Source organism: Halochromatium roseum, from assembly GCF_016653315.1.
Lineage (GTDB): Bacteria > Pseudomonadota > Gammaproteobacteria > Chromatiales > Chromatiaceae > Lamprobacter > Lamprobacter roseus.
Window position 1 is genome coordinate 1 of the sequence record NZ_NHSH01000002.1, and the last position, 3,631, is coordinate 3,631.

Annotated in this window: 6 protein-coding genes; 3 read left to right on the forward strand and 3 right to left on the reverse strand. The window is 58.8% G+C overall.

What is annotated here, in order from left to right:
- The first annotated feature begins 31 nt into the window (after nucleotides 1-31).
- A complete protein-coding gene (locus CCR96_RS00055) occupies nucleotides 32-664 on the forward strand; it encodes a hypothetical protein (protein WP_201214998.1) in 633 nt (210 codons plus the stop codon).
- Nucleotides 665-774: 110 nt separating this feature from the next.
- Here CCR96_RS00055 and CCR96_RS00060 read toward each other — a convergent pair whose 3' ends face one another.
- The 3 genes from CCR96_RS00060 to CCR96_RS00070 all read right to left on the reverse strand — a co-directional run bounded on the left by CCR96_RS00060 (nucleotide 775) and on the right by CCR96_RS00070 (nucleotide 1,759).
- On the reverse strand, nucleotides 775-1,089 hold the full coding sequence (locus CCR96_RS00060) for a type II toxin-antitoxin system VapC family toxin (RefSeq protein ID WP_242518234.1): 315 nt from the start codon (nucleotides 1,087-1,089) through the stop codon (nucleotides 775-777).
- A gap of 96 nt (nucleotides 1,090-1,185) precedes the next feature.
- A complete protein-coding gene (locus tag CCR96_RS00065; RefSeq protein ID WP_201214999.1) occupies nucleotides 1,186-1,440 on the reverse strand; it encodes a hypothetical protein in 255 nt (84 codons plus the stop codon).
- An 85-nt stretch (nucleotides 1,441-1,525) separates the two neighbouring features.
- Nucleotides 1,526-1,759, reverse strand: a complete 234-nt coding sequence (locus CCR96_RS00070; protein ID WP_201215000.1) for a hypothetical protein — start codon at nucleotides 1,757-1,759, stop codon at nucleotides 1,526-1,528.
- Nucleotides 1,760-2,482: 723 nt separating this feature from the next.
- On the opposite strand from CCR96_RS00070, the gene CCR96_RS00075 reads away from it, so the two are divergent.
- Nucleotides 2,483-2,761 (forward strand): BrnT family toxin, encoded by a 279-nt coding sequence (locus tag CCR96_RS00075; protein WP_201215001.1) that lies wholly within the window; start codon nucleotides 2,483-2,485, stop codon nucleotides 2,759-2,761.
- The gene (locus CCR96_RS00080) at nucleotides 2,748-3,014 is read left to right on the forward strand and encodes a BrnA antitoxin family protein (RefSeq protein WP_242518235.1); all 267 of its coding nucleotides are present in this window, start codon (nucleotides 2,748-2,750) and stop codon (nucleotides 3,012-3,014) included. The genes CCR96_RS00075 and CCR96_RS00080 overlap by 14 nt, the downstream gene beginning before the upstream one ends.
- The last annotated feature ends 617 nt before the right edge of the window (nucleotides 3,015-3,631 follow it).

Consider the following 3,631-nt stretch of genomic DNA (forward strand, 5'->3'; position numbering starts at 1 on the left):
GATCCGGCCCAGACCTCAGTGAGTCATGTTGATGCCACCCAAACAGCGTGAACAACTCTCCAGCCTCAGGGAGCAGCTGTTTCAACTCGAGCACGCCTGCCAACGCCTGTGCCGCAAGGCCGAGGCGCTTGATGATGGCCTGGGGCCGGACCCTACTGATGACGAGGCGGGTTTCACATCGGAGGAGATCGAACGCTTGGTACAGCTCAATGAGCGCCTGGCGTTCCTAGCACGCCATCTTCAGGAGGTTGGCCAGACCCTATGCCCACAGTTGGAAGCGCGTGTGGCTGATCCCGATGACCCGCTGGATGACTTCGAGATCGAGGCGATCCTGCATTTCATGTTGCGCGAGGATGATCCGGACTACGACGAGGACAGCGATTCGTTTCTCACCGAACGCCGCTTCAGCCTGAAAGGCGATCTCAACCACGAACGGGAGGGTGTTGATTACCGGGAGACGGTCCGTTGTTTTCCAGGGCGTCTCAACCAGGTCGCACATTGCTGGCTGTTCCATGACCTCTACGATCACAGCTATGGTCTGGAGCAACCGGCGTTGAGCCTCGGGGATTGTCTTCGGATCGACAAGATCTGGGTGCGGATTGCCGTGGAGCATCAGGCGACGCTTGATCTGGAGTCGGGCACCTGGCTACCTGGCTCAGCTTGAGCTTCGAGGTGTCCCTTCTCAGCGCAATTGACAGACGTCCGCGCGGCGCAAAGAAGACAGTTCGGTCCGCAGGCTCCGCTGAGTGGGGGCTTACCGCGCCCACAACGCGTTCATCGCGAGAGATTCTCAAATGGCTGGGTATTCTTCCACCGGTAAATATGAAAATCGCGGCGGTCTGTAATCAGAATACGCCCGTGGCCCAAGGTTTCAGACAACAGCACAAGGGACGCATCGGCGAGGTCCATGGGGAGATCCGCGTAGGTTTGCATCAAGGCTTCCAGACGCTCAGCCTGGCTTGAGTCGATGTCGAGCACGGTGAAGACACCCTGCCGATACAGCTCGATGAACTGCAGCTGAGCTGCGATACCGAGTCTTTTCAAGAGTAAGTAGCAGACTTCGGTCATCACCGGCCAGGTCGTGATCAACGGCTCCTCGAGGCTGCTGAAGACCCTGACGGCGAGCGCGTGAGCGGTCGTCCTTGGGGTTTCCCAAAGCCACCCAAAATCCAGTATCGCCAATGATCACGTTTTGTCCGACCAGTCCAGATGCTCCTTATAGCGCGACGAGATATCGACTTCGGCCTCGAAGCTTCCGACAAAGCCGATTTCCCTGGCCTTGCGCAAGGCATCCGCGCCGACCAAGGGGGCTTTCGCTGAGGCTGTTTGGACGGGCGCCGGCGTGACTGTGATGTGGACCTCCTGATCGGCAAACGCTTTCACCGGCAGATGAAGGATGCCGTCGGCGGCGATTCGGGTGGTGATCTCGAGTCGTTGCATGTGATTGATCGCCTGTGGATGTGACGTCAGCAACGATTGAATCGCTCAGCCGGTTGACCTTGCTTGATAGAGGGGGATGCAGCCATCAGGGCCGGCCCGATTCACGCACCGCGCGGGCGGCCGTATCGGTCAGCGCGGGCCGCTCGAGCCGGGCCGCTGAGAGCTGCTCGAAGGCCACTTGGCGCCGACGCTGCTGCTCGGCCTCGGCAATGGTCTGCTGCATCCCGCGAGCAATCGCAGCACGCTTGTTCTGTTCGAGAAACGCGCGGTTGCAAGCATCGCGGATCGCGTCCGAAATGCTGACGTTCATGGTCGCCATGGGCTGCGCCGGCTTCTGGAAATCTTCAGCAAGCCTAGGCGCAAGGGTGTCGCCCCGCAAGCCCGTTGCTGGCCTTGAGTGCCGTTTCTGTTGACGGTGTCCAAGACGCCTCAGCGCGAGCAGTCTCCACATTGGGGCTTGTCTGCATTCTCTCGCACAGCCGATCATCCATCCTGAGTGTTCTCCTCCTTGCGCAACAAAAAAGGCGGCTGATCGAAGACGATGAATCTGAAGCTGTCGACCATTGATCTTGATGCACTCTTGGAGCGGACCAAGACGGCCGTTGTGAAGCATGAAACTGCCACGCTGCGCGTTTGGGAATTGCCTGATGGGAGCGCCGTAGTGATGACGTTGAGCGCGTCTGAGGCCTTGCTGATCGAGCCTGTCGAGACTGATGCCGCTCAACCTTCGCGCTTGCATCAGCGATGCTTTGGCTTTGTGCGGTCGCGGAACAGCGTCGTTGAGGCCGTCCGCAAGCTTCTCTTGTAGTGGTATCGGGAGGTCCTAGGGAAACGTTGCACCAGTATTGCAACGTTGGTGTCAGCGCGAGTGACAGATGTCCAGTGCTGCGCAAAGTAGAAATGTCCGGCTCCAACCCCCGGGGTGGGTCAGTTGGGCGACGCGGCAGGGCGATGACAGGATGTTCAAGCTGGATTCTTTTTCCTACTGCCTGATGGCCATAGCGCTGTTCATGTCGGGCAATTGTGCATACACTTGGGATGCATGGACACCGACTTCGAGTGGGACGAAACCAAACGCCAGACGAACCGGCGCAAGCACGGGGTCGACTTCGCGGATGCCGTGGAAGTCTTCTACGACGAGCTGTCCTGCTCGATGCCAGACCCTGACCACCACGCGGAGCAGCGCTTCCTGATCACCGGTATGGACGCCTTCGGGCGCGTCCTGCTGGTCGTTTACGCGCAGCCCGACCAGCAGACCATCCGCATCATCTCCGCCCGTCCGGCAACGCCTGCCGAGCGTCGGCACTATGAGCAAGGTTGAACCCATGCGAGACGAGTACGATTTCACCAACAGCCAGCGCGGCGCCATCGTTAAGAGCAACAAGGAGCGGATCACCATCCGGCTTGATCCGGACATCATCGAGTGGTTCCGCGCACGGGTCAGCGGCGGCGGCAACTACCAAACCCTCATCAACGAGGCCCTGCGCGAGCACATGGAGCGCCAGAGCGGCGCCGACTTTGAGAGCACGCTGCGCCGCGTGTTGCGCGAGGAGCTCACGGCCGCCAATCCCTGAGAGCACCACTATCCAAATGGCGCCTTGTACGCATAATCCTTTTTATGTAAAGTCACAAGTCTATGGAAGGAAATGGGTATGAAGTCCCATCACTTCACATAATCCCAGAGCGCATTCTTCTCCCTGCTGCCTGAGCGCATCGCTATTCGCGCGCGATCGTGCCAGGGTTGGCCACTCGGGTTACGCTCGAGTTGTCCACGACCGCTGTGGATAACCTTGTTAGGAAGCCTCCCCTGGCCGGCACGCTAGGCCTGTTTTGGTTAAGGTTTTGAAGCAACCTTGCCTAAACGGTCAAAGTTTGCACACGGCTATACCGCCAAAATCGCAGATGTCTGCACTGGGGATGTAACCCAAGCCCCAGAAAAATCCGTCAGCCTGGGTCTAGCGAGGCTCCGCCTCAGACCGACGAGACATGAATTTGCTGCAGTGCATACAAAACTTGACGCATCTGCAAGCGTTTGATGCCGTCAAGCAATCTAGGTCACAAAAGCACGGCAAATCCGTTCTAGCCAACGGGAGCTGTTTGGGCAGCACGGGGGTTGGAGTTCGCTGTCATACCCAGGTAGTCGAAGACACGGCGGACCTTGCGGGCAAGCTTATCAATGGTTGCCGAGACG